At 60.7% G+C, this 23766-nt stretch carries 23 protein-coding genes; 8 read left to right on the forward strand and 15 right to left on the reverse strand.

Annotation, left to right across the window (positions count from 1 at the left end):
- Nucleotides 1–332: 332 nt before the first annotated feature.
- Nucleotides 333–1541, forward strand: a complete 1209-nt coding sequence (locus CQ009_RS29275; RefSeq protein WP_105709444.1) for an MFS transporter — start codon at nucleotides 333–335, stop codon at nucleotides 1539–1541.
- On the opposite strand, the gene cueR is transcribed toward CQ009_RS29275, so the two are convergent.
- The 3 genes from cueR to CQ009_RS29290 all read right to left on the reverse strand — a co-directional run bounded on the left by cueR (nucleotide 1495) and on the right by CQ009_RS29290 (nucleotide 4880).
- Nucleotides 1495–1908: a Cu(I)-responsive transcriptional regulator gene (cueR, locus tag CQ009_RS29280; RefSeq protein ID WP_064387762.1), complete on the reverse strand. Its 414-nt coding sequence runs from the start codon at nucleotides 1906–1908 to the stop codon at nucleotides 1495–1497. The two genes, CQ009_RS29275 and cueR, sit on opposite strands and share 47 nt — an antisense overlap.
- Nucleotides 1905–4298: a copper resistance metal-translocating P1-type ATPase CueA gene (gene cueA / locus CQ009_RS29285; RefSeq protein ID WP_064387761.1), complete on the reverse strand. Its 2394-nt coding sequence runs from the start codon at nucleotides 4296–4298 to the stop codon at nucleotides 1905–1907. Before cueA ends, cueR begins: the two co-directional genes overlap by 4 nt.
- 198 nt (nucleotides 4299–4496) lie before the next feature.
- Nucleotides 4497–4880: a hypothetical protein gene (locus tag CQ009_RS29290; protein ID WP_064387760.1), complete on the reverse strand. Its 384-nt coding sequence runs from the start codon at nucleotides 4878–4880 to the stop codon at nucleotides 4497–4499.
- Nucleotides 4881–5028: 148 nt separating this feature from the next.
- Here CQ009_RS29290 and CQ009_RS29295 point away from each other — a divergent pair, with 148 nt between their 5' ends.
- Together CQ009_RS29295 and CQ009_RS29300 are read left to right on the forward strand one after the other, a co-directional pair.
- Nucleotides 5029–5226 (forward strand): cation transporter, encoded by a 198-nt coding sequence (locus CQ009_RS29295; protein WP_064387759.1) that lies wholly within the window; start codon nucleotides 5029–5031, stop codon nucleotides 5224–5226.
- Between the two features lie 169 nt (nucleotides 5227–5395).
- A complete protein-coding gene (locus CQ009_RS29300; protein ID WP_105709445.1) occupies nucleotides 5396–6598 on the forward strand; it encodes a multidrug effflux MFS transporter in 1203 nt (400 codons plus the stop codon).
- Nucleotides 6599–6602: 4 nt separating this feature from the next.
- Here CQ009_RS29300 and CQ009_RS30130 read toward each other — a convergent pair whose 3' ends face one another.
- From CQ009_RS30130 to CQ009_RS29310, 3 genes are all read right to left on the reverse strand, one after another.
- A complete protein-coding gene (locus CQ009_RS30130) occupies nucleotides 6603–6776 on the reverse strand; it encodes a hypothetical protein (RefSeq protein WP_163024159.1) in 174 nt (57 codons plus the stop codon).
- Nucleotides 6777–6922: 146 nt separating this feature from the next.
- Entirely contained in the window at nucleotides 6923–7942 is a 1020-nt protein-coding gene (locus CQ009_RS29305; protein ID WP_105709446.1) for a zinc-binding alcohol dehydrogenase family protein, read from the reverse strand.
- Nucleotides 7943–7974: 32 nt separating this feature from the next.
- Nucleotides 7975–8268, reverse strand: coding sequence for a putative quinol monooxygenase (locus CQ009_RS29310; RefSeq protein ID WP_105709447.1), 294 nt, complete (start codon nucleotides 8266–8268; stop codon nucleotides 7975–7977).
- 119 nt (nucleotides 8269–8387) lie between these two features.
- Between CQ009_RS29310 and CQ009_RS29315 the strand changes: the two genes are divergently transcribed.
- From CQ009_RS29315 to CQ009_RS29325, 3 genes are all read left to right on the forward strand, one after another.
- Nucleotides 8388–9317, forward strand: a complete 930-nt coding sequence (locus tag CQ009_RS29315) for a LysR family transcriptional regulator (RefSeq protein ID WP_105709448.1) — start codon at nucleotides 8388–8390, stop codon at nucleotides 9315–9317.
- A gap of 316 nt (nucleotides 9318–9633) precedes the next feature.
- Nucleotides 9634–10365 carry a helix-turn-helix transcriptional regulator gene (locus CQ009_RS29320; RefSeq protein ID WP_064387754.1) on the forward strand — a complete coding sequence of 244 codons (732 nt, stop codon included), beginning with the start codon at nucleotides 9634–9636 and terminating at the stop codon, nucleotides 10363–10365.
- Nucleotides 10366–10490: 125 nt separating this feature from the next.
- Entirely contained in the window at nucleotides 10491–11873 is a 1383-nt protein-coding gene (locus tag CQ009_RS29325) for an MFS transporter (RefSeq protein WP_064387753.1), read from the forward strand.
- Nucleotides 11874–11991: 118 nt separating this feature from the next.
- Here CQ009_RS29325 and CQ009_RS29330 read toward each other — a convergent pair whose 3' ends face one another.
- The 3 genes from CQ009_RS29330 to CQ009_RS29340 form a co-directional block, all read right to left on the reverse strand.
- Complete coding sequence (locus tag CQ009_RS29330) at nucleotides 11992–12945, reverse strand: adenosine deaminase (RefSeq protein ID WP_008082147.1); 954 nt, start codon at nucleotides 12943–12945, stop codon at nucleotides 11992–11994.
- Nucleotides 12946–13025: 80 nt separating this feature from the next.
- On the reverse strand, nucleotides 13026–13991 hold the full coding sequence (locus tag CQ009_RS29335; protein WP_105709449.1) for a 2-oxoglutarate and iron-dependent oxygenase domain-containing protein: 966 nt from the start codon (nucleotides 13989–13991) through the stop codon (nucleotides 13026–13028).
- 142 nt (nucleotides 13992–14133) lie between these two features.
- On the reverse strand, nucleotides 14134–15207 hold the full coding sequence (locus tag CQ009_RS29340; RefSeq protein WP_105709456.1) for a BMP family ABC transporter substrate-binding protein: 1074 nt from the start codon (nucleotides 15205–15207) through the stop codon (nucleotides 14134–14136).
- A 274-nt stretch (nucleotides 15208–15481) separates the two neighbouring features.
- On the opposite strand from CQ009_RS29340, the gene CQ009_RS29345 reads away from it, so the two are divergent.
- Nucleotides 15482–16573: a calcium:proton antiporter gene (locus CQ009_RS29345; RefSeq protein ID WP_105709450.1), complete on the forward strand. Its 1092-nt coding sequence runs from the start codon at nucleotides 15482–15484 to the stop codon at nucleotides 16571–16573.
- A gap of 124 nt (nucleotides 16574–16697) precedes the next feature.
- Here CQ009_RS29345 and CQ009_RS29350 read toward each other — a convergent pair whose 3' ends face one another.
- The 3 genes from CQ009_RS29350 to CQ009_RS29365 form a co-directional block, all read right to left on the reverse strand.
- Nucleotides 16698–18056: an 8-oxoguanine deaminase gene (locus CQ009_RS29350; protein WP_064387749.1), complete on the reverse strand. Its 1359-nt coding sequence runs from the start codon at nucleotides 18054–18056 to the stop codon at nucleotides 16698–16700.
- Between the two features lie 252 nt (nucleotides 18057–18308).
- Nucleotides 18309–18995 carry an SDR family oxidoreductase gene (locus CQ009_RS29360; protein WP_105709451.1) on the reverse strand — a complete coding sequence of 229 codons (687 nt, stop codon included), beginning with the start codon at nucleotides 18993–18995 and terminating at the stop codon, nucleotides 18309–18311.
- Nucleotides 18996–19017: 22 nt separating this feature from the next.
- Nucleotides 19018–19368 carry a MerR family transcriptional regulator gene (locus tag CQ009_RS29365; protein WP_105709452.1) on the reverse strand — a complete coding sequence of 117 codons (351 nt, stop codon included), beginning with the start codon at nucleotides 19366–19368 and terminating at the stop codon, nucleotides 19018–19020.
- 83 nt (nucleotides 19369–19451) lie between these two features.
- On the opposite strand from CQ009_RS29365, the gene CQ009_RS29370 reads away from it, so the two are divergent.
- Complete coding sequence (locus tag CQ009_RS29370) at nucleotides 19452–19886, forward strand: hypothetical protein (RefSeq protein WP_105709457.1); 435 nt, start codon at nucleotides 19452–19454, stop codon at nucleotides 19884–19886.
- Between the two features lie 40 nt (nucleotides 19887–19926).
- Here the strand turns inward: CQ009_RS29370 and CQ009_RS29375 are convergent, their stop codons facing one another.
- From CQ009_RS29375 to CQ009_RS29385, 3 genes are read right to left on the reverse strand one after another with little or no spacing between them, the layout of a single operon-like run.
- A complete protein-coding gene (locus CQ009_RS29375; protein WP_064118442.1) occupies nucleotides 19927–20853 on the reverse strand; it encodes an ABC transporter permease in 927 nt (308 codons plus the stop codon).
- A complete protein-coding gene (locus tag CQ009_RS29380) occupies nucleotides 20853–21959 on the reverse strand; it encodes an ABC transporter permease (protein ID WP_105709453.1) in 1107 nt (368 codons plus the stop codon). Before CQ009_RS29380 ends, CQ009_RS29375 begins: the two co-directional genes overlap by 1 nt.
- Before the next feature lie 13 nt (nucleotides 21960–21972).
- Nucleotides 21973–23520 carry an ABC transporter ATP-binding protein gene (locus CQ009_RS29385; protein ID WP_105709454.1) on the reverse strand — a complete coding sequence of 516 codons (1548 nt, stop codon included), beginning with the start codon at nucleotides 23518–23520 and terminating at the stop codon, nucleotides 21973–21975.
- Nucleotides 23521–23766: the final 246 nt, after the last annotated feature.

Here is a 23766-nt window from a genome sequence, read left to right on the forward strand (position 1 = left end):
AATGGGCTACCGGGTTGATTGTGGATTCGGTAAGGCACTTTCACGTCGGCGCATCTTTGAAGCATCCCCCAATCAGTCCCCTCTCCCCTTGGGAGAGGGGGCCGACCGCGCTGTCTGTCGATTTACATCGACCTGAAATACCGAGTTGATTATGGAATGGGCTACCGGGTTGATTGTGGATTCGGTAAGGCTCTTTCACGTCGGCGCATCTTTGAAGCATCCCCCAATCAGTTCCCTCTCCCCTTGGGAGAGGGTTAGGGTGAGGGCCCCTTTCGGATCAACGCAAATTCACGTCTACTGTCCACCGCTCCAACCACACTCAAGGATTGAATGTGAGCACTGCGCGCAATACCCACCTGATCGTCACCGCTCGGCTGATCTCCGATTTCGGCGCTTTCCTCAACATGGTCGCGCTGGCCACTTACGTCTACCTGCTGAGCAACAGCGCCATGAGCGTCGGGATTTTTCTCGCCAGCCGTGTCGGCGGGGGGATATTTGCCAGTCTGATCGGCACCGCGTTTTACCGCCGCTGGGGTGGGCGCGTGCCGTTGATTGCCTTCGATCTGCTGCGGGCGAGCCTGCTCGGTTTGCTGCTGATCGTGCCTGTTGCACAGCAGTCGATCTTCTTGCCGGTGGTTGCCTTCGGTCTGGGTCTGGGCAATTCCATGTTCGCCATCGGCCTCAACAGCCAGTTGCCGCGTCTGATCCCCTGCGATCAATTGCTCAAGGCCAACGCCTGGATCACGTCGGCCTCTTCGGCGGCGATGGTCGGTGGCAGCCTGGTGTCCGGTTTGCTGGTGGCCGGTTTTGGATTTGAAACGGTGTTCGCCCTGAATGCTGCGACCTACTTGCTGGCGGCGTTGCTGATCGTGCCGCTGCGTTTCGAAGCGCCCACGGTCAACCACGCGCCGGAGCGCGGCGAATGGTCCGCCCTCAAACAGGGCTTGCGCAGTGCACCAGTGATTGCCGCCATGCTCGCCGTGACGATGGCCGATACCTTGGGCAGCGCCGCACACAATGTTGGTTTCCCGATTATTTCCAGACTGCTCACGCCTGATTCTGCGAGCACCACGCTGGGTCTGATGCTGGCGGTGTGGGCCAGCGGCAAACTGCTTGGCGCACGGATCGCCAGCCGCCTCAAACGCTCGGACAACGGCGATCTGCAGCGCCGCTATTTTCTCGGCGTGGCACTGATGTCCTGCGGTTTCATCCTGATGTTCCAGCAGCACAGTCTTTACGGATTGCTGCTATTTTCACTGCCGGCGGGTTTGGGCGATGGCATTAGCGAAGTCAGCCTGATGTCGCGCCTGCAGCGCGAACCGGAACAACTGCGTCTGCCGATTTTCAGTTTCCTGACCCTGCTGCAAATGACCGGGTTCGGCATCGGCATGCTTATCGCCGCGCCGTTCTACGAGTGGTGGACGCCGGGTGCCGTGGTCATGTTGTTCCACGGCATTCCCCTCGGTACGTTGCTGGCGGTGAAGCTGTTGGCGCTCAGACGCGGGCGGGTTGCGCGCAGCAGCCCGACGCCAGTTCCTTGAGGATCGGGCAGTCAGGGCGATGGTCGCCGTTGCAGTGCTCGACCAGGTCCTGCAGGGTGTCGCGCAACTCGCCGAGTTCGCGGATCTTCTGATTCAGCTCGTCGATGTGCTGGCGCGCCAACGCCTTCACATCGGCGCTGGCGCGTTGGCGATCCTGCCAGAGGGTCAGCAGTTTGCCGACCTCTTCCAGCGAAAAGCCCAGATCCCGCGAGCGCTTGATGAACGCCAGCGTGTGCAGGTCGTCATCGCCGTAGACGCGATAGCCGCTGTCGGTGCGATGGGCCGCTTTGAGCAAACCGATCGACTCGTAATAGCGGATCATTTTCGCGCTCAGGCCACTGTGTTTGGCCGCTTGACCGATGTTCATCGGTGCTCCTCCAGATCCTTGGGTTTCCAGGTTTTCAACAGTAGCGCATTGCTCACCACGCTGACGCTCGACAGCGCCATCGCCGCGCCGGCCAGTACCGGATTCAGGAAGCCAAACGCTGCCAGCGGAATGCCGATCAGGTTGTAGATGAAGGCCCAGAACAGGTTCTGGCGGATCTTCGCGTAAGTCTTGCGGCTGATTTCCAGCGCCGCCGGCACCAGACGTGGATCGCCGCGCATCAGGGTGATGCCCGCCGCGTGCATGGCGACGTCGGTGCCGCCGCCCATGGCAATGCCGATGTCAGCAGCAGCGAGGGCCGGGGCGTCGTTGATACCGTCACCGACCATGGCGACCACGCCGGTTTTTTTCAGCTCGGCGACGGTGGCGGCTTTGTCGGCTGGCAGTACTTCGGCATGGACATTGCGGATGCCCAGTGCCTCGGCCACCACCCGAGCACTGCCACGGTTGTCGCCGGTCAGCAAATGGCTATGGATATCTCGCGCGGCGAGCTGCTGCACGGCTTCCAGTGCGCCGGGTTTCAAGGTATCGCCAAAGGCGAACAAACCGAGCACGCGCGGTTCCGGGCTTTGCTCGATCAGCCACGACAGCGTGCGACCCTCGGTTTCCCAGGCTTTGGCAGATTCGGTGAGGTCGCCGGCGCTCAAGCCGCTCTCTTCGAGCATCCGCCGATTGCCCAGTGCAAGGCGTCGGCCATCAAGATTGCCGGCGATGCCGCGCCCGGTCAGGGATTGGCTGTCGCTGACATCCGGGACGGTCAGTTCACGTTCGGCTGCAGCATCCAGCACCGCTTTGGCCAGCGGATGTTCGCTGCCACGTTGCAACGCTCCCGCCAGTTTCAGCAGATTGTTTTCATCTCCATCTACTGCACTGAAATGGGCAATACGTGGCGTGCCGGAGGTCAGTGTGCCGGTCTTGTCGAACACCACGCTGCTGACTTCATGGGCACGCTCCAGCGCTTCGGCATCCTTGATCAGAATGCCGTGGCGCGCCGCGACACCCGTGCCGGCCATGATTGCGGTCGGCGTGGCGAGGCCCAGTGCACACGGGCAGGCGATGACCAGAACCGCGACGGCATTGATCAGTGCGGTTTCCATTGGCGCGCCATACAGCCACCAGCCAATCAGTGTCGCCAAGGCGATCAACAACACCGCAGGCACGAAGATCTGGCTGACTTTGTCCACCAGTTTCTGGATCGGTGCCTTGGCAGCTTGAGCGTCTTCGACCAGGCGAATGATCCGCGCCAATACCGTTTCCGCGCCGAGCGCTTGAGTGCGCACCAGCAAACGACCTTCACCGTTGATCGCGCCACCAGTGACCTTGTCCCCCGGTTGTTTCGGCACCGGCAGGCTTTCGCCGCTGATCAGCGCTTCATCGGCGTGGCTCTGGCCTTCGATGACTTCACCATCAACGGGAAAGCGTTCTCCGGGTTTGACCAGCACCAGATCGTTGAGGCGCAGAGCGCTGATGGCGACATCCTGCTCGCGACCGTCGATCACTTGAATGGCCCGTTCCGGGCGTAACGCCTCGAGGGCGCGGATGGCGCTGGCGGTCTGGCGTTTGGCGCGGCTCTCCAGATATTTGCCCAGCAGCACCAGGGCGATGACCACCGCCGATGCTTCGAAATACAGATGCGGCATACGCCCGGCAGCGGTGGCCCATTCATAAAGGCTCAGGCCATAACCGGCGCTGGTGCCGAGGGCGACCAGCAAGTCCATGTTGCCGGCGCCGGCACGCACGGCTTTCCATGCGGCGACATAAAACCGCGCACCGAAAATGAATTGCACCGGTGTGGCGAGGGCAAATTGCGCCCAGGCCGGGAGCATCCAGTGGATGCCGAACGGTTGCAGCAACATCGGCGCCACCAGCGGCAGGGCGAGGGCAATCGCGCAGATCAGCGCCCAGCGTTCATGCGTGAGTTTCTGTTGCTGGGTATCGGTTTGCGGATGTTCGGCTTGCCAGACGCTGGCCGAGTAGCCGGCCTTGCTGACGGCGTCGAGCAGGGCTTGTGAATCGACCTGACCGAGCAGTTCGAGGTGCGCGCGCTCGTTGGCCAGGTTGACGCTGACACTTTTCACGCCGGGGACTTTGTTCAGGGCGCGCTCGACGCGACCGACGCAAGAGGCGCAGGTCATGCCGTCGATGTTCAGTTCGATCGTTTGCTGCGGCACGCTGTAACCGGCGCGTTCGACCGCGTCCATCAACGCCGGCAGACTGTCGCCGGGTGCCTGCACGCGGGCCTGTTCGGTGGCGAGATTGACGCTGACGGCACTGGCGCCGCTGACTTTGCTCAAGGCCCGCTCGACGCGCCCGGCGCAACTGGCGCAGGTCATGCCGGCAATCGGCAGGTCGAAAGTGATGGAATCGGACATCGGTCGTACTCCCTGTAGTAGATGCCTACAAGGATCAACCTTGCCATGCGGGCAAGGTCAAGCGCCAATCTTCCTGCCGTGATCGTTCCCACGCTCCGCGTGGGAATGCCTCCTGTGACGCTCTGCGTCACGCATAGGGACGCGGAGCGTCCATGGCTGCATTCCCACGCGGAGCGTGGGAACGATCACGCGCATAAATCAGTATTCGAGATCGGCGCGTTTCAGATAGACGCCTTCGGAATTCATCGCCAACCGATACTTCAGCACATCCCCGGCACGCAGCTTGATCTCCTGCGAACCCGGCGCAAGCATGCCCGGATTGCAACCGGCGACCTGGCCCGGCAGCAATTTCAAGCGCAGCGACACCGTGCCCGGCGGCAGGTTGAAGGAGATGCTTTGCTCCTGCAGCAGTCGCGCCGAGAGTTGATCCTGGATGTACACGCCGATCTCGCAGGAGGTCGACACTTCCAGACGCTCGCGGGAAATGATCAGCACCGCGTAATCCTCGCCGGCGGCTTGCGCTTGGGGGAGGGCGGCAAAAAGGCTGAGGAAGCCAAACAGGCTGAAAGCTGACCAGCGCATGGCTGAATCTCCTGAATTCGAGTCATTGATGCACGCAGCTTGGCCGAGCGCGGCGCCGATTGCCAGCCCGGCAGTTTATTGCAGAACTTGACCTTGCCATCGTGGCAAGCTCGACACTGCCGGCAACCTCACTCAAAGGAGTCACTTCATGCAAGTGTTCAACGTTGAAGGCATGTCCTGCGGTCACTGCGTCAAAGCCATCACCAACGCGGTTCAGGCCAAAGACCCGGCGGCGAGCGTACGCGTCGATCTGGCGGCAAAAGAGGTCGGCGTCGAAAGTGCGCTGAGCGCCAAACAGGTGATCGAGGTCATCAGCGAAGAAGGCTACGCGGTCAAACTCGCCTAAAAGCAAAAGATCGCAGCCTGCGGCAGCACCTGCATTGGAATGCGTCCTGTAGGAGCTGCCGCAGGCTGCGATCTTTTGCTGTTTTTATAGTTAGCGAGCTATCGGAATGTTCAAGGCGCCCAGCCGCAGCTAGACTGTCGGGCTGCCGACTTGCCTGACTGGATGCCTGATGAATTTCCGTATCATTCTGATTCTCGGTGCCTTGACCGCCTTCGGGCCCTTGGCAATCGACTTCTACTTACCCGCATTTCCCTCGATGGCGCTGGCGTTCGGCACTGACGAGAAACATGTGCAGATGACGCTGGCGGCGTATTTCGCCGGCCTGTCCATCGGCCAACTGCTTTACGGGCCCGTGGCGGATCGCTTTGGCCGCCGCGTCCCGCTGCTGGTGGGGCTTACGCTGTTCACCTTGGCCTCGCTGGCCTGCGCCTACGCGCCGAACCTCGAATGGCTGATCGGCGCGCGCTTCGTGCAGGCGTTGGGCGGTTGCGCAGGGATGGTGATCTCCCGTGCAGTGGTCAGCGACAAGTGCGATGCGGTCGGTTCGGCCAAAGTCTTCTCGCAGTTGATGCTGGTGATGGGCCTGGCGCCGATTCTGGCGCCGATGCTCGGCGGTCTGTTGGTCAATACCACAGGCTGGCAGTCGATCTTCCTGGTGCTGACCGGTTTCAGCGCGCTGGCCGGACTGGCCGTGGCGCTGGGTCTGCCGGAAAGCATGCCGGCGCACATGCCGCGCCAACCGTTGTCCGGGGCATTGCGCCAATACGGGCGACTGCTCAAGGATCGCGTCTACCTCGGCCATGCCCTGACCGGTGGTATCGCCATCGCCGGGATGTTCGCTTACATCGCCGGTTCGCCGTTCATCTTCATTAAACTGTACGGCGTGCCGGCCGAGCATTTTGGCTGGTTATTCGGCACCAACGCGGCGGGTTTCATTCTGGTGGCCCAGGTCAACGCGCGACTGTTGGTCAAGCGTGGCCCGGCGTTCCTGCTGGCGCGGGCAGTGTGGGTTTATCTGGCGGCGGGACTGACGTTGCTCGCAGTCAGCGCCCTGCACACCGAGTCCCTGTGGCCGCTGCTGATTCCGCTGTTCATCTGTGTGTCCAGCCTCGGCTGCATCAGCCCCAACGCCGCCGCTTGCGCGATGAACGGGCAGGGCGGGCGCGCCGGCAGTGCTTCGGCGTTGCTCGGCTGCATGCAGTTCAGCGTCGCCGCTGGCGCTTCAGCACTGGTGGGCGTGTTGCACGACGGCACGGCTGTACCGATGGCAATTGTCATCAGTATTTGCGGTGTACTGGTGGTGTGCGTCGCAATGTTCACCCGCCGTCTGCAGAACGCGCGGGCACTGGCGCAAGCCCAGGCCGAGGCGTGAATTCTCAGCCGGCAGCGCGCTGCTGGCTGCGGTCGGGAAACTGATGGGGCGCGCAAATTCGTGCTTCGAGAGTGCGGGTGAAGGCCAGTGCTTCGGCTTCACTGCGAAATGTCACGGCGTGTTGGTCCAGACGAACTTGCCATTGAGACTTTGCCACTTCTTTTATCAGGATCTTCATTGCTGACCTCCCTTGCGTAAAAGATGTACCGCAGAGGCTTCGATTGTAGTCCTGAATACGATCGCAATTGTGACAAGGGTCAACTGTCGGACTGACGGCAAAAAGCCCTCGCAGCCCGTGTAAGCGCTGCCGAGGGCTTCGATTTTTCAGTCTTGGAAACCTTCTAAAACAATTTTCCCCTTGGCTTTGCCACTTTCCAGCAACTCATGGGCGCGGCGCAGGTTGCTCGCATTGATCGTGCCGAAATGCTCGCCCACCGTGGTCTTCAACGTCCCGGCATCAATCAGTTCAGCCACGCGGTTGAGCAGTTTGTGCTGTTCGATCATGTCTGGCGTCTCGAACAGCGAACGGGTGTACATGAACTCCCAGTGCAGCGACAGGCTCTTGCGCTTGAGTTTGCTCACGTCGAGCGACTTCGGATCGTCGATCAACGCCAGTTTGCCTTGCGGCGCCAGGGCCTCGACCAGTTGATCGAGATGCTGATCGGTCTGGGTCAGACTGGCGACATGGGTCACGTTGTTGATGCCCGCACGTTTCAGTTCTTCGCTCAGCGGCTGGCTGTGGTCAATCACCAGATCGGCGCCCAGCGCCTTCACCCAGTCACGAGTCTGCTCGCGGGACGCGGTGCCAATCACGTTCAGGCCGGTCAACTGCTTGGCCAGTTGCGTCAGAATCGAACCCACGCCCCCCGCCGCGCCGACGATCAGCAGGCTCTGTCCTTCATTGGTTGTGCCTTCGCAGATTTGCAGGCGTTCGAACAGCAACTCCCAAGCGGTGATCGCGGTCAGCGGCAGGGCGGCGGCTTCGGCGAAACCGAGCGATTTGGGCATATGGCCGACAATGCGTTCATCGACCACGTGCATCTCGCTGTTGCCGCCGGCGCGGGCGATGGAGCCGGCGTAAAAGACTTTGTCGCCAGCCTTGAACAGCGTCACCTCGCTGCCGACAGCCTTGACCACACCGGCGACGTCCCAGCCCAGCACTTTCGCCGCGCCGTTTTCCGGTGCCACGTTCTGCCGCACTTTGGTATCGACCGGGTTGACCGAGATGGCTTTGACCTCCACCAGCAGGTCGCGTGGGCCGGCGACCGGTTCTGGCAGTTCGATGTCTTGCAGGGATGTGGCGTCGCTGATCGGCAGGGAAGCGTAATAGGCGATGGCTTTCATGAAAGGCTCCGTAGAGTTGATGGAAGAAGGGTTCAGGCAATCGCGCCGAGGCGCTTGAGCTGGAAGTGTTCGATGGTCTGGCCGGCAGTGGCCTGGAAGTGCAGGAAATGCGCGCTGGCGTTGTGCGCCTGGAGAATCTCTTCAATGGCCCAGTGTTCGATTACGTAGAACACCTGGGGATCGGCGAGATCACGATGCAGGTCGTACTGGCTGCAACCCTCCTCGGCACGACTCGGTGCAACCAATGCGCGCAGGCCCTGTTCGAGCAGATCCTGCTGGCCGGGTTTGGCAATCAGGGTTGCGATAGCGGTGAATGGCTGGGACATGTTTGGCTCCAGAGAAGCGAAATGAATTCGATGAACAGATGATTGGCTATTTCTGTGCAAGATAAAACCGGCTAAAAGAGCAGTCTCTTTCAATATTTTTTTGATAATCGAGGCTGAGAATGCTGCGTTTCGATGACTTGCAGTTGTTTGTCCGGGCGGCGGATCTGGGCAGTCTGTCGGCGGCAGCCCGGGTGATGGACATGTCTGCCGCCGTGGCCAGCGCTGCGCTCAAGCGTATCGAACAGCAACTCGGCGCTCGTTTGCTGGCCCGTTCGACGCGCAGCTTGCGCCTGACTGCCGAGGGGGAAGGCTTTCTCGAATACGCGCGGGCAGCATTGAGCAATATCGATGAGGGACGGCGCCTGCTCGCCAGCGGGCAGGATCAGGTGAGTGGGATCCTGCAGCTGTCGGCGCCTTCGGATTTCGGGCGCAACCTGCTGTTGCCGTGGCTCGACGAGTTTCAGCGCGAGCACCCGAAACTGACGGTGCGCCTGCTGCTCGGTGACCGCATCGCGGATCTGTTTCGCCAGCCAGTGGATATCGCCTTGCGCTATGGCGAGCCGGAGGACTCCAGCCTGGTCGCCCTGCCGATCGCTCCGGAGAACCGCCGCGTGCTCTGCGCATCCCCGACCTACCTGGCCCGGCACGGCGAACCGCATCAGCTCGAACAACTGGCCCAGCACAATTGCCTGTTGTACATGCTAGGCAGCCGGATCCACGACCATTGGAGTTTTCATGACGGCAAACGCGAAGTCGGTCTGACCGTGAGTGGCGACCGCTTCAGTGATGACGCCGACGTCGTGCGGTTATGGGCGGTGGCAGGGGCAGGAATTGCCTATAAATCCTGGCTCGACGTGGCGACCGATGTGCTGGCCGGACGGCTCAAGGTGCTGATGCCGGAGTTGCTGTGCGAGCGCGCTCCGCTGAATTTACTGTGCGCACATCGCGCGCAATTGAGTAAGCCGGTGAACCTGTTGAGGGAAATGCTCGCCAGCCGATGCGCTGCAGTGAGTAGTCAATTTCCCGTTTTCTCGAAACTTGATCATTAGTCGCAGTTAAATAGAGAAATTTCTGTCAGGAACAATCACCACCCGCGCAGGCTCCGGCGCGGGACGGGGCCTGCATCCCGCTTATACTAGCGCCCGCCTCATGCCAGTACCGAAACCCCGGCGCGGACACCGTCAGACTGAGTGGGTCCTGTTCAAGTCAGGGCTGCGCAAGGCCGCGACGTCGGTGCCGGAAGATGTTGTGTCAAGGGGCTGCATTGCCCCGGCTCATGGCGTTTTTCGCGTCTTGGCCGCCGACTCATTACTGGTCAAGATGTCTGCGAGCAGTAGACGATACGATTCCACAGGGAGTGAATACATGGAACATGCACCTTGCATCAGCCAGATCGCCACGTTGCTGGCCGACCCCAAGCGCAGCGCGATGATGTGGGCGTTGATGGATGGTTCGGCCCGGCAAACCGAGGAGCTTGCGCTACTGGCAGGGCTGTCACCGTCGTCGGCCAGCGCGCATCTGGCGCGGCTGTCCACGGGCGGTCTGTTAAAGGTCGAAGTCCGTGGTCGCAAGCGTTTTTTCCGCCTCTCGGCACCGGAGGTCGGCGCGGCGATAGAAGCGCTGGCCAGCGCCACCATCGCCAGCACCCCGCGAGAAATCCCCGAGATGTTCAAACGCTCCACGCCCTTGGCGAAACCGCAGGCCGCGCCGTCATCGTTGTTGCGCGCTCGCTTTTGTGATGATCATCTGGGCGGGACGCTGGCTGCCGATCTTTATCAGCGATTGCTCGACGCCGGCTGGATCGAACAGTTTGAGCTGCGCGTGGTAGTGACGCATAAGGGCGCAAAGCAACTGGCCGGACGTGGGGTGTTTATCCAGGCGCTGGCCCATCGCAATGTGCAGGTGGCCTGCGCATGTCCGGACTGGAGCGAACGTCGACCGCACATGGGGGGCTCGCTCGGCGCGGCGCTGCTGCAACTGTTCATGCAATCCGGCTGGCTGACCTTGCCCAATGATTCAAGAGCGCTGCAACTGTCGGCCACCGGGGAGCGAGAATTGCTGCGCTTCGCCAAAGAAACCGCTCTACAAATGGCGTAGTAGAGCCGTGCGTCACCACCGTTCGGGGCTGTCGCCTACGACTGCGAACAGGTCGCATCCAGCACGAGCGCAGGGACGCTATCGCGCACACTCGATCCGGGGACTTTTCGGATGGGGTAGGCGGCATGGACACTCAGGGCTTCAGTGCGGCAGAACGCTTGGAACGACTGCCGGTCAGTGGTTATCACCGGATCATTTTCATCATCATTGCCTTGGCGTTTTTCTTCGACTCCATGGATCTGGCGATGATGACTTTCCTCCTCGGCTCGATCAAAGCCGAGTTCGGCCTGAGCAGCGCCCAGGCTGGGCTGCTCGCCAGCTCGAGTTTCTTCGGCATGGTACTGGGCGCCTCGTTGTCAGGCATGCTCGCCGATCGCTTCGGGCGCAAACCGGTGTTCCAGTGGAGCATCGTCCTGTGGGGGGTGGCGAGTTACCTGTGCTCGACGGCGCAAACGGTCGAGACACTGACACTGTTTCGCATTCTGTTGGGAATCGGCATGGGCATGGAGTTTCCGATTGCGCAGTCGATGTTGTCCGAGTTGATTCCCGCCCAGCGACGGGGGCGCTACATCGCCTTGATGGATGGCTTCTGGCCGTTGGGTTTTGTCGCTGCCGGCGTGCTTTCGTATTTCCTGCTGCCGCTGATTGGCTGGCGTGACATCTTTCTGGTGTTGGCGGTACCGGCGGTGTTCGTGCTGGCGATCCGCTTCTTCATTCCCGAGTCACCTCGCTGGCTGGAGCAGGCCGGGCGAGATGACGCGGCGGACAAGGTGCTGAGCGGCATCGAAGCGCGGGTACGTGCTTCGATCGGCGGTGCGGCGCTGCCGGAACCGATTCGCTTGCCGCGTACGGTGACGCCACCGGGCAATTTCTTTTCGGCGCTCAAGCAGATCTGGTCACCGCAGTATCGCCAGCGCACGACGATGATCTGGAGTCTGTGGTTTTTTGCGCTGCTCGGTTTTTACGGGCTGACGTCGTGGCTGAGTGCACTGTTGCAACAGTCGGGTTTTGCCGTGACGCAGTCGGTTTATTACACGGTGCTGATTTCGCTGGGGGGCATTCCCGGGTTTCTCATGGCCGCGTGGCTGGTCGAACGCTGGGGGCGTAAACCGGTGTGTATCGTCACGTTGCTCGGTGGCGGGGTGATGGCGTTTCTCTACGGGCAAAGCGCGGTGTTTGGCGGCAACGTGGCGCTGTTGATCAGTACCGGGCTGCTGATGCAGTTTTTCCTGTTCGGGATGTGGGCGGTGCTCTACACCTACACGCCGGAGCTGTATCCGACCTCGGCACGTGCGACGGGCTCAGGGTTTGCTTCGGCGATTGGCCGCGTCGGCTCGTTGCTCGGGCCATTGGTGACCGGGCTGGTGTTCCCGATAACCGGGCAGGGCGGGGTGTTTGCGCTGGGCGCGGCGTGCTTTGCGATTGCGGCGGGGGTGGTGTGGCTGTTCGGGATGGAGACGCGCGGTAAAACCCTGGAAGAGCTGACAGAAGCCCAATCCATCGGCTAACACCGATCCAATGTAGGAGTGAGCCTGCTCGCGATTGCGTTCTGTCAGCTAACACATCTGTGTCTGACACTCCGCCATCGCGAGCAGGCGAAGGCCTACAAGGGTTTTGCAGTGTTGCTTACGGTTTTACCAGGCGCGCATCGAGGCTGTTCTGCGCCAAACGCTTGGCCTGATCCTGGGTCATGCCCAAATGCTCATGCAGCGCGTAGAAGTTCTCGGTCACGTAACCACCGAAGTACGCCGGGTCATCGGAGTTCACCGTGACCTTCACGCCACGCTCGAGCATGTCGAGAATGTTGTGCTGCGACATGTGATCGAACACGCAAAGCTTGGTGTTCGACAGCGGGCACACGGTCAGTGGGATCTGTTCGTCGATGATCCGCTGCATCAGACGTTCGTCTTCGATGGCGCGCACGCCATGGTCGATGCGCTGGATTTTCAGCAGGTCGATGGCTTCCCAGATGTATTCCGGCGGGCCTTCTTCGCCGGCGTGGGCAACGGTCAGGAAACCTTCGTGTCGGGCACGATCGAACACACGCTGGAACTTGCTCGGCGGGTGGCCCATCTCGGAACTGTCCAGACCGACTGCGACAAACGCGTCACGGAACGGCAGCGCCTGATCGAGGGTTTTCTCGGCTTCTTCTTCGCTCAAGTGGCGCAGGAAGCTGAGGATCAAACCGCTGGTGATGCCCAGTTGCTGCTCGCCATCCTTCAATGCCGCGGCGATGCCGTTGAGCACCACTTCGAACGGAATGCCCCGATCGGTGTGGGTCTGCGGGTCGAAGAACGGTTCGGTGTGAATCACGTTCTGCGCCTTGCAGCGCAACAGGTACGCCCAGGTCAGGTCGTAGAAATCCTGCGAAGTGCGCAGTACATCAGCGCCCTGGTAATAGAGGTCGAGGAATTCCTGCAGGTTGTTGAAGGCGTAAGCCTTGCGCAGGGTTTCCACGTCGTTCCACGGCAGGGCGATCTTGTTGCGTTCGGCCAGGGCGAACAGCAGCTCGGGCTCCAGCGAGCCTTCCAGATGCAGGTGCAGTTCAGCCTTGGGCAAGGCGTTGAGCCAGTCGTACATATTCTTTTCTCATCAGGTGCAATGATGGCATTCTACAGATGCTCGCCGAAACAATTGGCAAAACCTGACCAAGCGATCCATCAAACGGCTTCCTGCTCGCGGCGATAAGCGTAGGTATCGGCGAAGCGCGACAGGAGGAATTCGGCGCAAGTGGTGGTCGGATATTTCGCTGGATGCGCTGCGTCCTGACAACCGGGCAGGCATTCGATGCGCGTGTCCGGGTGCGGCTCGGCGAAGAATGGCATCGAGTAGCGATCCACCCCGAGCGGGCTGATCACCCGGTGCGGGGTCGAGCGATAACGGTCGTTGCTCCAGCGCGCCATCATGTCGCCGAGGTTGACCACGAAAGTGCCTTCAATCGGTGGCGCGTCGATCCATTCGCCTTTGACGTTTTTCACTTGCAGACCGCCGGCGCTGTCCTGATAGAGCAGGGTGATGCAGCCGTAATCGGTGTGCGCACCGGCGCCTTGCTGCTCGGCGGAACTGGCGGTGTGGCGCGGTGGGTAATGGATCATGCGCAGCACGCTGACCGGATCCACGAAGCGGCTGTCGAAGAAATCACGTTCGATGTTCAGCGCCAGGGTCATCGCGCGCAACAGGGTCTGCGCGAGGGCCTGCATGTCGAGGTAGTGCTGCTCCATCAAGTCTGCCCATCCCGCTTGCGCTGGATGACGGTTCGGTCCGCGTAGAGGTTTTTCCGCGAGCACGTCGGGATGGCTGGCCGGCAGGTGCAGGCCCATGTCGAAGGTTTCTTTGAGGTCGCTGGGTTTGCTCGGGTCGAGTTGCTCAGTGGCGATGGCGCCGTAGCCGCGATGGTGGCGGGTCTGGGTGATGTCGATCTTGAGTTTTTCTGCGGCGGGCAGGGCAAAGAAACGCTGAGTCTGATCGAGCACGACGTCGATGCGCTGCGGCGAAATAGGGTGACCCTTGATGTAGAAAAAGCCCCATTCGCGGCAGGCTTGGTCAATCTGCCCGGCGACCGCAGGCCAGGCGTTTTCGTCGTCGGAGTAGAGCGGGCTGATATCGATGATCGGAAGCTGATCCATACACAATCCTTGAGAGCGCTGAAGATCAAATGTAGGAGTGAGCCTGCTCGCGATAGCAGTGTATCAGGCGACACTTTTGCTGAATGACCCACCGCTATCGCGAGCAGGCTCACTCCTACAAGGGACGGTGGTAGGACTGGCGTTACTTCGGCATCTCCGCCTTCATGCCTTCAACGTAATAGTTCATCGACGCCAGTTCCGCATTGGTCGCGCTCACGCCCGCCGGGATTTTCTCGACCCCGGCCTGATCCTTGATCGGCCCGGTGAACGGTTGGAAGGCACCGCTCTTGATGTCGGCAATGATCTGCTCGGCCTCGGCTTTCACCGGCGCTGGCACCAAGTCGCTGATCGGCAGTTCAACCGTGCCTTCCTTCAACCCGCCCCAGTAATCCTGGGATTTCCAGGTGTGATCGATCACGCTTTGCGTCGCCTGAATATAGTGCGGTGCCCAGTCGTTGACGATCGACGTCAGCACGGCTTTCGGGCCGAAGTGCGCCATGTCCGAGGCATAACCCACCGCATACACGCCACGACGTTCAGCGGCCTGAATCGGTGCCGGACTGTCGGTGTGCTGGAACACCACATCGACGCCCTGATCGATCAGCGCGTTGGCCGCATCGGCTTCCTTGCCCGGATCGAACCAGGAGTTGACCCACACCACCTTGATCTCGGTGCCCGGGTTGTATTTGTTCAAGGCCAGTTGAATCGAGTTGATATCGCGGATCACCTCGGGGATCGGGAACGAGGCGACATAGCCGATCTTTTTGGTCTTGGTCATCTTCGCCGCAAGGAAGCCGCCGACGTAACGGCCCTCGTAGGTGCGCGCCAGATAGGTGCCGAGGTTCTTGTCCTGTTTGTAGCCGGTGGCGTGTTCGAAAGTCACCTTGGGAAATTGCTTGGCGACTTTCAGCGTCGGGTTCATGTAGCCGAACGAGGTGGTGAAGATCAGATCATATTTGTCCTTGGCCATGTTGCGGATCACCCGCTCGGCGTCGGCTCCTTCGGCGACGTTCTCGACGTAATTGGTGGTGATCTGATTGCCGAATTTCTCGGCAAGAGCCTTGCGCCCCTGCTCATGCTGATACGTCCAGCCGTGATCACCGATCGGGCCGATGTAGACGAAACCGACCTTCAGTGGATCGGCAGCGCTGGCGCTCAGACTGATCCCCAGACCGAGGGCGGCGCACAGCAGTTTGTGCAGCGGACGTATTTGCATGAATTCGAACTCCATTTTGTTGTGTGTGGTCAGGGTCAATGCAAATTGCTGACCAACAGGACAACAAACAAAAAAGATCGCAGCCTTCGGCAGCTCCTACATGGGAATGCGCAACCTGTAGGAGCTGCCGAAGGCTGCGATCTTTTCAGCGCCAGAACCAACGCAGTGCAAGTCCGCGAGTTCACGCTATCGCTTGGTGCGCTAAGGTGTAACGAAACGTTAGCGCCGCCCCGCAGTCAGTAGCTCATTCGCACTCTTCGGCAAAAGGCCCGCCATGTTCACAATCCTCAAGCAAGAAAGTTTTCTGCTACTGGCCGTCATCGCCGCGTGCGTCGCCTATCCGTTGGAACACTGGATGTTGCACAGCGGCCAGATCGTCGCGCTGACTGCCGGTCTGGTGCTGATCGCCTTCATCGTCGCCGCCTCGATGCGCGTCGCCCATCACGCCGAATTGCTCGCCGAAAAGGTCGGCGACCCTTACGGCACGATGATCCTCACGCTCGCGGCCGTGCTGGTGGAAGTGGTGATTCTGGCGATCATGATGAGCAACGAAGCGTCGCCCACGCTGGTGCGTGACACGATCTATTCCGCTGTGATGCTCGACATCAATGGCATCCTCGGCCTCGCCGCGCTAATGGGCGGGATTAAACATGGCGAGCAGTCGTACAACGACGATTCGGCGCGCAGCTACAGCGTGATGATCCTCACCGCCATGGGCGTGTCGATGGTGGTGCCGGAGTTTATTCCCGAGGCCAACTGGAAGATTTATTCAGCGTTCACCATCGGTGCGATGGTGGTGCTGTATGCGCTGTTTCTGCGCATGCAGGTCGGCCCGCACAGTTACTTTTTCAGCTACAGCTACCCGGACAAACGCCGCAAGAAGGAACCGCAGGACGCGCAGGGGAAAGCCCCGAGCATCGGCCTGTCGATCGGTATTCTGGTGTTTGGCATTGTGGTGATCGGCGCCCTGGCCGAGGTGATGTCGAAGACCCTCGATCTGGGCCTCGAAGGCACGGGCGCACCGCCGGTGATCACGGCGATTCTGGTGGCGGCGATTTCTGCGGCGCCGGAAATTTTGACCGCGTTGCGTGCAGCGTTGGCCAACCGCATGCAGTCGGTGGTGAACATTGCGATGGGCGCGTCGCTGTCGACGGTGATTCTGACGGTGCCGGTGATGGAGGCGATGGCGCTGTATACCGGCCAGCCGTTTCAGATGGCGATGACGCCAGTGCAGACGGTGATGATTTTCCTGACGTTGATCGTCAGTGCGATCAACCTGAATGACGGCGAGACCAACGCCATCGAAGGCATGACGCACTTCGTGCTGTTCGCGACGTTCATCATGCTGTCCCTGCTCGGCCTCTAACCCTGGCCGAATCCCCTGTGGGAGCGAGCCTGCTCGCGAAAGCGGTGTGTCATTCAACAAACATGTTGTCTGACACTCCCTCTTCGCGAGCAGGCTCGCTCCCACAGTTTTGAACGGCGGTGTATCAGGTACCGGCGATCAGTTGGCGAGCCGCCTGGCTGTGATCGGCGATCAGGCCTTTCAGATCCAAGCCTTCAACCTGGCCATCGACCACGCGCCACTTGCCGCCAATCATCACCCGATCCGCACGATCGGCACCGCATAACAGCAGTGCCGAAATCGGATCATGGCTGCCCGAGAAGCGCAGCTCATCGAGCTTGAATAACGCCAGATCCGCCTGCTTGCCCACGGCAATCTCACCGATGTCGGTGCGGCCCAGCAAGCTCGCCGAACCCTTGGTCGCCCAGCCCAGCACGCGTTCCGGGGTGATCTTCTCGGCGCCGTAACGCAGGCGCTGGATGTACAACGCCTGACGCGCTTCGAGAATCATGTTCGAGGCATCGTTGGACGCCGAACCATCGACGCCCAGACCAAACAACGCACCGGCATCAGTCAGATCGATACTCGGGCAGATGCCGGAAGCCAGACGCATGTTCGAGCTCGGGCAATGGCAAATACCGGTACCGGCCTGGCCGAGGCGGGCGATTTCATCCGGGTTGAAGTGGATGCCGTGGGCCAGCCAGGTGCGCGGGCCGAGCCAGCCGACGCTGTCGAGATAATCGACGGTGCGCAGGCCGAAACGCTGCAGGCAGAAGTCTTCTTCATCGAGGGTTTCAGCCAGGTGCGTGTGCAGGCGCACGTCGAGTTTGTTCGCCAGTTCAGCACTCGCCGACATGATTTCCGGGGTCACCGAGAACGGCGAGCACGGTGCCAGCGCGATCTGGATCTGCGCGCCGTCGCCGCGTTCGTGGTATTCGTGAATCAGGCGCTGACTGTCGTCGAGAATCACCTGACCTTCCTGCACGGTCTGCTGCGGCGGCAGGCCGCCGTCCTTCTCGCCGAGGCTCATCGAACCGCGGGTGAGCATGGCGCGCATGCCCAGTTCACGGACACTTTCGACTTGCACGTCGATGGCGTTTTCCAGGCCGTCCGGGAACAGGTAGTGGTGGTCGGCAGCGGTGGTGCAGCCGGACAGCAGCAATTCGGCCAACGCGACTTTGGTGGCGAGGGCGAGTTTCTCAGGTGTCAGTCGCGCCCATACCGGATACAGGGTTTTCAGCCACGGAAACAACGGCTGATTGACCACCGGCGCCCAGGCGCGAGTCAGGGTTTGATAAAAATGGTGGTGAGTGTTGATCAGGCCCGGCAGGATCACATGCTCGCGAGCATCAAAGACTTCATTGCACGGCGCCGACGGCTGTTGGCCGGCCGCAAGCACTTCGACGATGACACCGTCTTGCACGACAAGACCGCCACGGGCATCGAGCTCGTTGGAGGTGAAAATGGCGAGGGGATTTTTTAACCAGGTACGGGTCGCGGGCATGTTGCCGGCTCCTCTGAAAATTGGGTTCAGGGTTGCCAGCTCAGTGATGCCCTGTCTGCTGATCCAGGGTCGCCGCGGGGACGAGGTGCGCAGTTTCAAACAAAACGCCGCATCGGGCAAGCCCAACCCGACCAGACAACACGGTCCCGTGTAGGAGTGAGCCTGCTCGCGATAGCGGTGTGTCAGTCGGAAGATTTGTGTCTGACACACCGCTATCGCGAGCAGGCTCACTCCTACAGGGGATTTGGGTGCTTACCAGGGAATGGTTTCACCTTTGTAATTGATGAAGTGATGCCCACCTTTACCGGTATAAGCATTCACCTGATCAACCAACCCACGGGTGCTGGTTTCCACATCCAGATCCGCCCCTTCGCCACCCATGTCGGTCTTCACCCAACCCGGATGCAGCGACAACACCGTCATCTTCTGCTCGCCCAATTGCGTAACAAAACTGTTGGTCATCGAATTCAGCGCAGCCTTGCTCGCCTTGTACAGCGCCAGTTCCGGCGCGTCCGGCATGGTCACGCTGCCGAGCACTGAACTCATGAACGCGAGCACGCCGCTACCGTCACGAATCTGCCCGGCAAAGCGTTGGGCCAGATTGATCGGCGCCACGGCGTTGGTGAAAAACAGCTGGCCGACTTCAGCCAGTGTCGCGCCTCCCGGGGCCTGATTGGCCGGGCCTTTGACCCCGGCGTTGACGAACAGCAGGTCGAAGGTTTCGCCCTTGAGCTGTTGGCTCAGAGCGATCACCGCTTGCTGATCGTCCATGTCGAGTTTCTCGATCCGCACCTTGCCCAGCGCTTGCAGCGCCTCGGCGTTTTGCGGATTGCGCACGGTGGCGGTGACCTGCCAGCCGTCGGCCAGCAGGGTTTTCACCAGACCGAGGCCAAGGCCCCGGGAGGCGCCGATGATCAGTGCGTTTTTTGCAGACATGATGGGCTTCCTTGATGAATGAGGATCATGGATTCAATGGACAGGCCTGACCGAGGCGAAGTTGCAGCTCTTGCCGCAGCGCGTCGAGTTCGCGCATGCGGGTTTCGATCAGTAGCAGTTTGTCGCGCAGCAATTGCGCGACGGCGTTGTCCGGATCGGGTGCGTTCCACAACGCGGCCACGCTGTCGCCGATCTCGCCGAGGGTAAATCCCAGACGCTGCGCCGTTTTGATATAGAGCACCAGTTGCACCATCTCCGGCGGATAGTCGCGGTAACCATTGGCACTGCGCTGCGCCGCAATCAACCCGCGCTGCTCGTAGAAACGCAGGGTGTCACGGCTGACGGCGCTGGCCTGGGCTAATTCACCGATGCGCATGCTGGCTCTCAAAAGGGCTATTGACCCTGGAGCATACTCCAGGCTTTACCGTGGTTGCTCCTCAAATTTCTGGAGCATGGATGATGTGGACTTCAACGCAATATCGCAACGTGGTGCGCGGCAGTGCCTGGTATGACCTGGTCGTCACGGCGGCGTTTGCCACGCCGTGGAGTTTTGCGCTTGTGCATGGGATGTTGAGCGCACTGAATTTGCCCGGCGAACTGCCGGCGTTTCAGCCTGTGCATATGTTGATGGCGAATCTGTTGGGGTCGGTAGTGTGTGTTTGGGCGGTGCTGCGGATTCGTGATCCGCAGGCGCGTTATGGACGGTATGACGCGGTGGCGCGGTTTTTGTTTGCGGCTTGGCAGGGGTATGCGTTGTTGCACGGTGCCAGTTCTATTCTGATTGTTTTCCTGGTCTTCGAGTTAGCGTGGGGCGTTGCTCAAGTATTGCCTGTTGAAAAGCCATCGCGAGCAGGCTCACTCCTACAAGGGAATTGTGAACCCGATCCAATGTAGGCCTTCGCCTGCTCGCGATAGGGCCAACAAGGTCACCGCATCAATGCCCCGCCTGCCAAGGCTGCCCAAGCGACACCGGCGCATACAACCGAGTACGCAACGCATCCCGCGACAACAGCACCAACACCACAATCGTTGCCACGTACGGCAGCATCGCCAGCAAACTCGACGGAATCGCCAGCCCCAACCCCTGCGCCACCAGGTGCAGGATGCTGGCGAGCCCAAACAGATACGCCCCGAGCAGCAACCGCCACACCCGCCAACTGGCAAACACCACCAGCGCCAGCGCAATCCAGCCGCGCCCGGCGGTCATGTTTTCGGCCCACATCGGCGTGTACGCCAGCGACAGATACGCGCCGGCCAATCCGGCCATCGCCCCGCCAAACAGCACTGCCAGGGTGCGCACGGTCAACACCGGCAAACCCATCGCACTGGCCGCATCCGGGTTCTCACCCACGGCTTGAATGATCAACCCGACACGACTTTTGATGATCACCCACGCCACCAGCGCAAACAGCGCGAACGACAGATACACCAGCAGATCCTGAGCAAACAGCATCCGCCCGATCAGCGGAATCTCACTCAGATAGGGAATCGCCAACGGCTCAAAACCGGCCAGCGGTTTGCCTACCCAGGCCGCACCGACAAAGGTCGACAGCCCGACACCGAAAATCGTCAGGGCCAAACCGGTCGCCACCTGATTGGCGTTGAACACCAGCGCCACCAAGGCAAACAGCGACGACAGCAACATCCCGGCGAGCATCGCCAACAACACGCCGAGCCACAGGTTGCCGCTGTTCAGCGCGACGATAAAACCGATCACCGCGCCAAACAGCATCATCCCTTCCTGACCGAGGTTGAGCACGCCGCTCTTCTCGCAGATCAGTTCACCCAACGCCACCAGCAACAGCGGCGTGCCGCAACGCACCATGGCGTAAAAAATATTGCTCAACAGATCGATATCCATCACAGCGCTCCGGCGGTTACGGCAGTGGTCGAAGTGCGCTTCGCCCAGCGCAGGTTCAGGCGTGGCCGATAGAGAATCAGCACGTCACAGGCGAGCAGGAAAAACAGCATCATTCCCTGAAACAATTGGGTGATCGCCTGCGGCAGGTTCATCGTCATCTGCGCGCTCTCGCCACCGATGTACAGTAACGCCATCAACAGGCTGGAAAACAGAATACCGATCGGATTGAGGCGCCCGAGGAACGCCACGGTAATCGCCGCATAGCCATACCCCGGCGACACCTGCGGCACCAATTGGCCAATCGGCCCGGTGACTTCACAGACTCCCGCCAGCCCGGCCAAACCACCGCTGATCAACAGCGCCAGCCAGATCAAGCGCTTCTCGCGAAAGCCGACAAACCCCGCCGCACGCTTGTCCAGCCCAAGCACCTTGATCTGGAAACCGACAAAGCTTTTCTGCAACAACACCCAAACCGCCACCAGTGCGAGCAAGGCGAAATACACCCCGGCATGCACGCGACCATCCTCCATCAGCAGCGGCAAACGGCTGGCATCACCGAACATCGCCGACTCGGGAAAGTTGAACCCGGCGGGATCCTTCAGCGGCCCGTGCACGCAGAACAACAGCAGATTCAGCGCGATGTAATTGAGCATGATGCTGGTGAGGATTTCGTTGGCATTGAAGCGCGTGCGCAACCACGCCGTCAGCCCGGCCCACGCCGCGCCGGCGAAGGTGCCGATGAGCAGAATAAATACCAGCGCCCAACGGCTTTGCATGTCGATGACGTTCACCGCCAACGCGCTGCCGGCGAGGGCGCCGAGGAGCAATTGCCCCTCGGCGCCGATGTTCCAGATCCGCGCCTGATACGCCACCGCCAGACCCAATGCACAGAGCAAGATCGGCAGCGTTTTCACCAGCCATTCGGAGATGCCATACAAATCGCTGACCGGTGCGATCAGCAGCGTGTGCAAGGTTTGCAGCGGGTCATGGCCGAGGGCGATGAACAGTAGCGAGCCGCAGCCAAGCGTCAGCACCGCCGCCAACAGCGGTGAGCACCACAACATCAAGCGCGATTGCTGGCCACGGGGGTCGAGGGAAAGCAGCATGTGGAAAACTCCGTTAAACCGTGGCGGCTGAAGGTGGGTTGTCGAACTGGCCGGCCATCCAGCCGCCGACGTCGCTGAGTTGTGTGTCGCCGGTGTTGTGCAGCGCCGACAGCCGCCCGCCACAAAGCGCGCCGAGTCGGTCGCTGATCTGGAACAGTTCATCGAGGTCTTCGGAAATCACCAGAATCGCCGCGCCGGCATCGCGCAACGCGATCAACGCACGGTGGATGGTCGCGGCAGCACCGACATCGACGCCCCAGGTCGGGTGCGCGGCGATCAGCAATTTCGGTTGCTGAAGGATTTCCCGGCCGAGGATGAATTTCTGCAGATTGCCGCCGGACAAACTGCGCGCGGCAGTTTGCGTGTCCGGGGTTTTCACGCCGAAGCGCTGAATGATCTGTTGGGCGAGGGCTTCGACTTTGCCGCGCTGGATTAGCCCGTTGCTGACCAAACCTTGTTGGAAAGCCGTCAGCAGGGCGTTGTCCGTCAGACTCAGTTCCGGCACCGCGCCGTGACCGAGACGCTCGGCCGGCACGAATGCCAGGCCCAGTTTGCGTCGCGCATCCGGGCGTAAATCAGCGACGTGTTGTTCGGCGAATCGAATGGTCGCGGCTTGCGCCCGAGGCAAGGTTTGTTCGCCACTGAGCAGGGCCAGCAATTCATCCTGACCGTTGCCCGCGACCCCGGCGATGCCGACGATTTCACCACTGCGCACTTGCACATCAATGTCAGTCAGCGTGCAGCCGAACGGATCCGGGTTGTGCCAACTCAAGCCCTTCACCTGCAAAAACGCCGCGCCGCCGCTGACCTTCGGATAGTCACCAATCAACGCCGCCGCTTCGCCAACCATCATCTGCGCCAACTGCTGATCGGAGCATTCGGCCGGCACGCAATGCCCGGCCACGCGCCCGCCGCGCAAAACCGTCGCGCTGTGACACAACGCCCGAACCTCGGCGAGTTTGTGGCTGATAAACAGAATACTGCAGCCCTCCGAGGCGAGGCGGCGCAGGGTGATGAACAACTCGTCTGCCTCCTGCGGTGTCAGCACTGAGGTCGGTTCGTCGAGAATCAACAGGCGAATGTCCTGCATCAGGCAGCGAATGATTTCCACCCGTTGCCGCTCGCCAATCGACAGGCTGTGGACAAGTCGTTCCGGCTCCAGCGCCATGCCATAACGGCGCGACACTTCGCGAATCTTCGGTTCGAGTTGTTTCGGCGTACCGGCGGCCGCGCCCATCGCCAAGGCAATGTTCTGCGCCACGCTGAGGGTTTCGAACAGCGAGAAATGCTGGAACACCATGCCGATGCCCAACTGCCGCGCCTGCGCCGGGTTGCGGATGTTGACCCGTTGACCCTGCCAGAGCATCTCGCCCGAATCGGCCTGGGTAACGCCGTAGATGATCTTCATCAGGGTGCTTTTGCCCGCGCCGTTTTCGCCGAGCAGGGCGTGGATTTCTCCAGGGGCGATGGTCAGGTCGATGGCGTCGTTGGCCAGACAACCGGGATAGCGTTTGCTGATATGGCGCAGTTGCAGGCGCGGGGTTGCAGGAGCAATGGGCATGACAGGCTCGACTTGCTTGGAGTTGTGCCTGTGGATAAAGCAATTTCCTGGCCATTGAGTCAGGAACGCGAGCGGGCCGCGTGTGCGAGTGCCTGAAGCAGAGCATTGCCTGCAAAACTGGCTGGGCTCACGGCACCAATTCAGAGCAAAGCCGTTGATCGGGCTCCAGTTTTGCCCGTTGGTAACTGATCAAAAAACGAGCAAACACGTGTGAGTCAGGCAGAACCTGCGACTGCGCCAGCCATG

It is taken from the genome of Pseudomonas sp. MYb2, from assembly GCF_002979955.1.
GTDB lineage: Bacteria > Pseudomonadota > Gammaproteobacteria > Pseudomonadales > Pseudomonadaceae > Aquipseudomonas.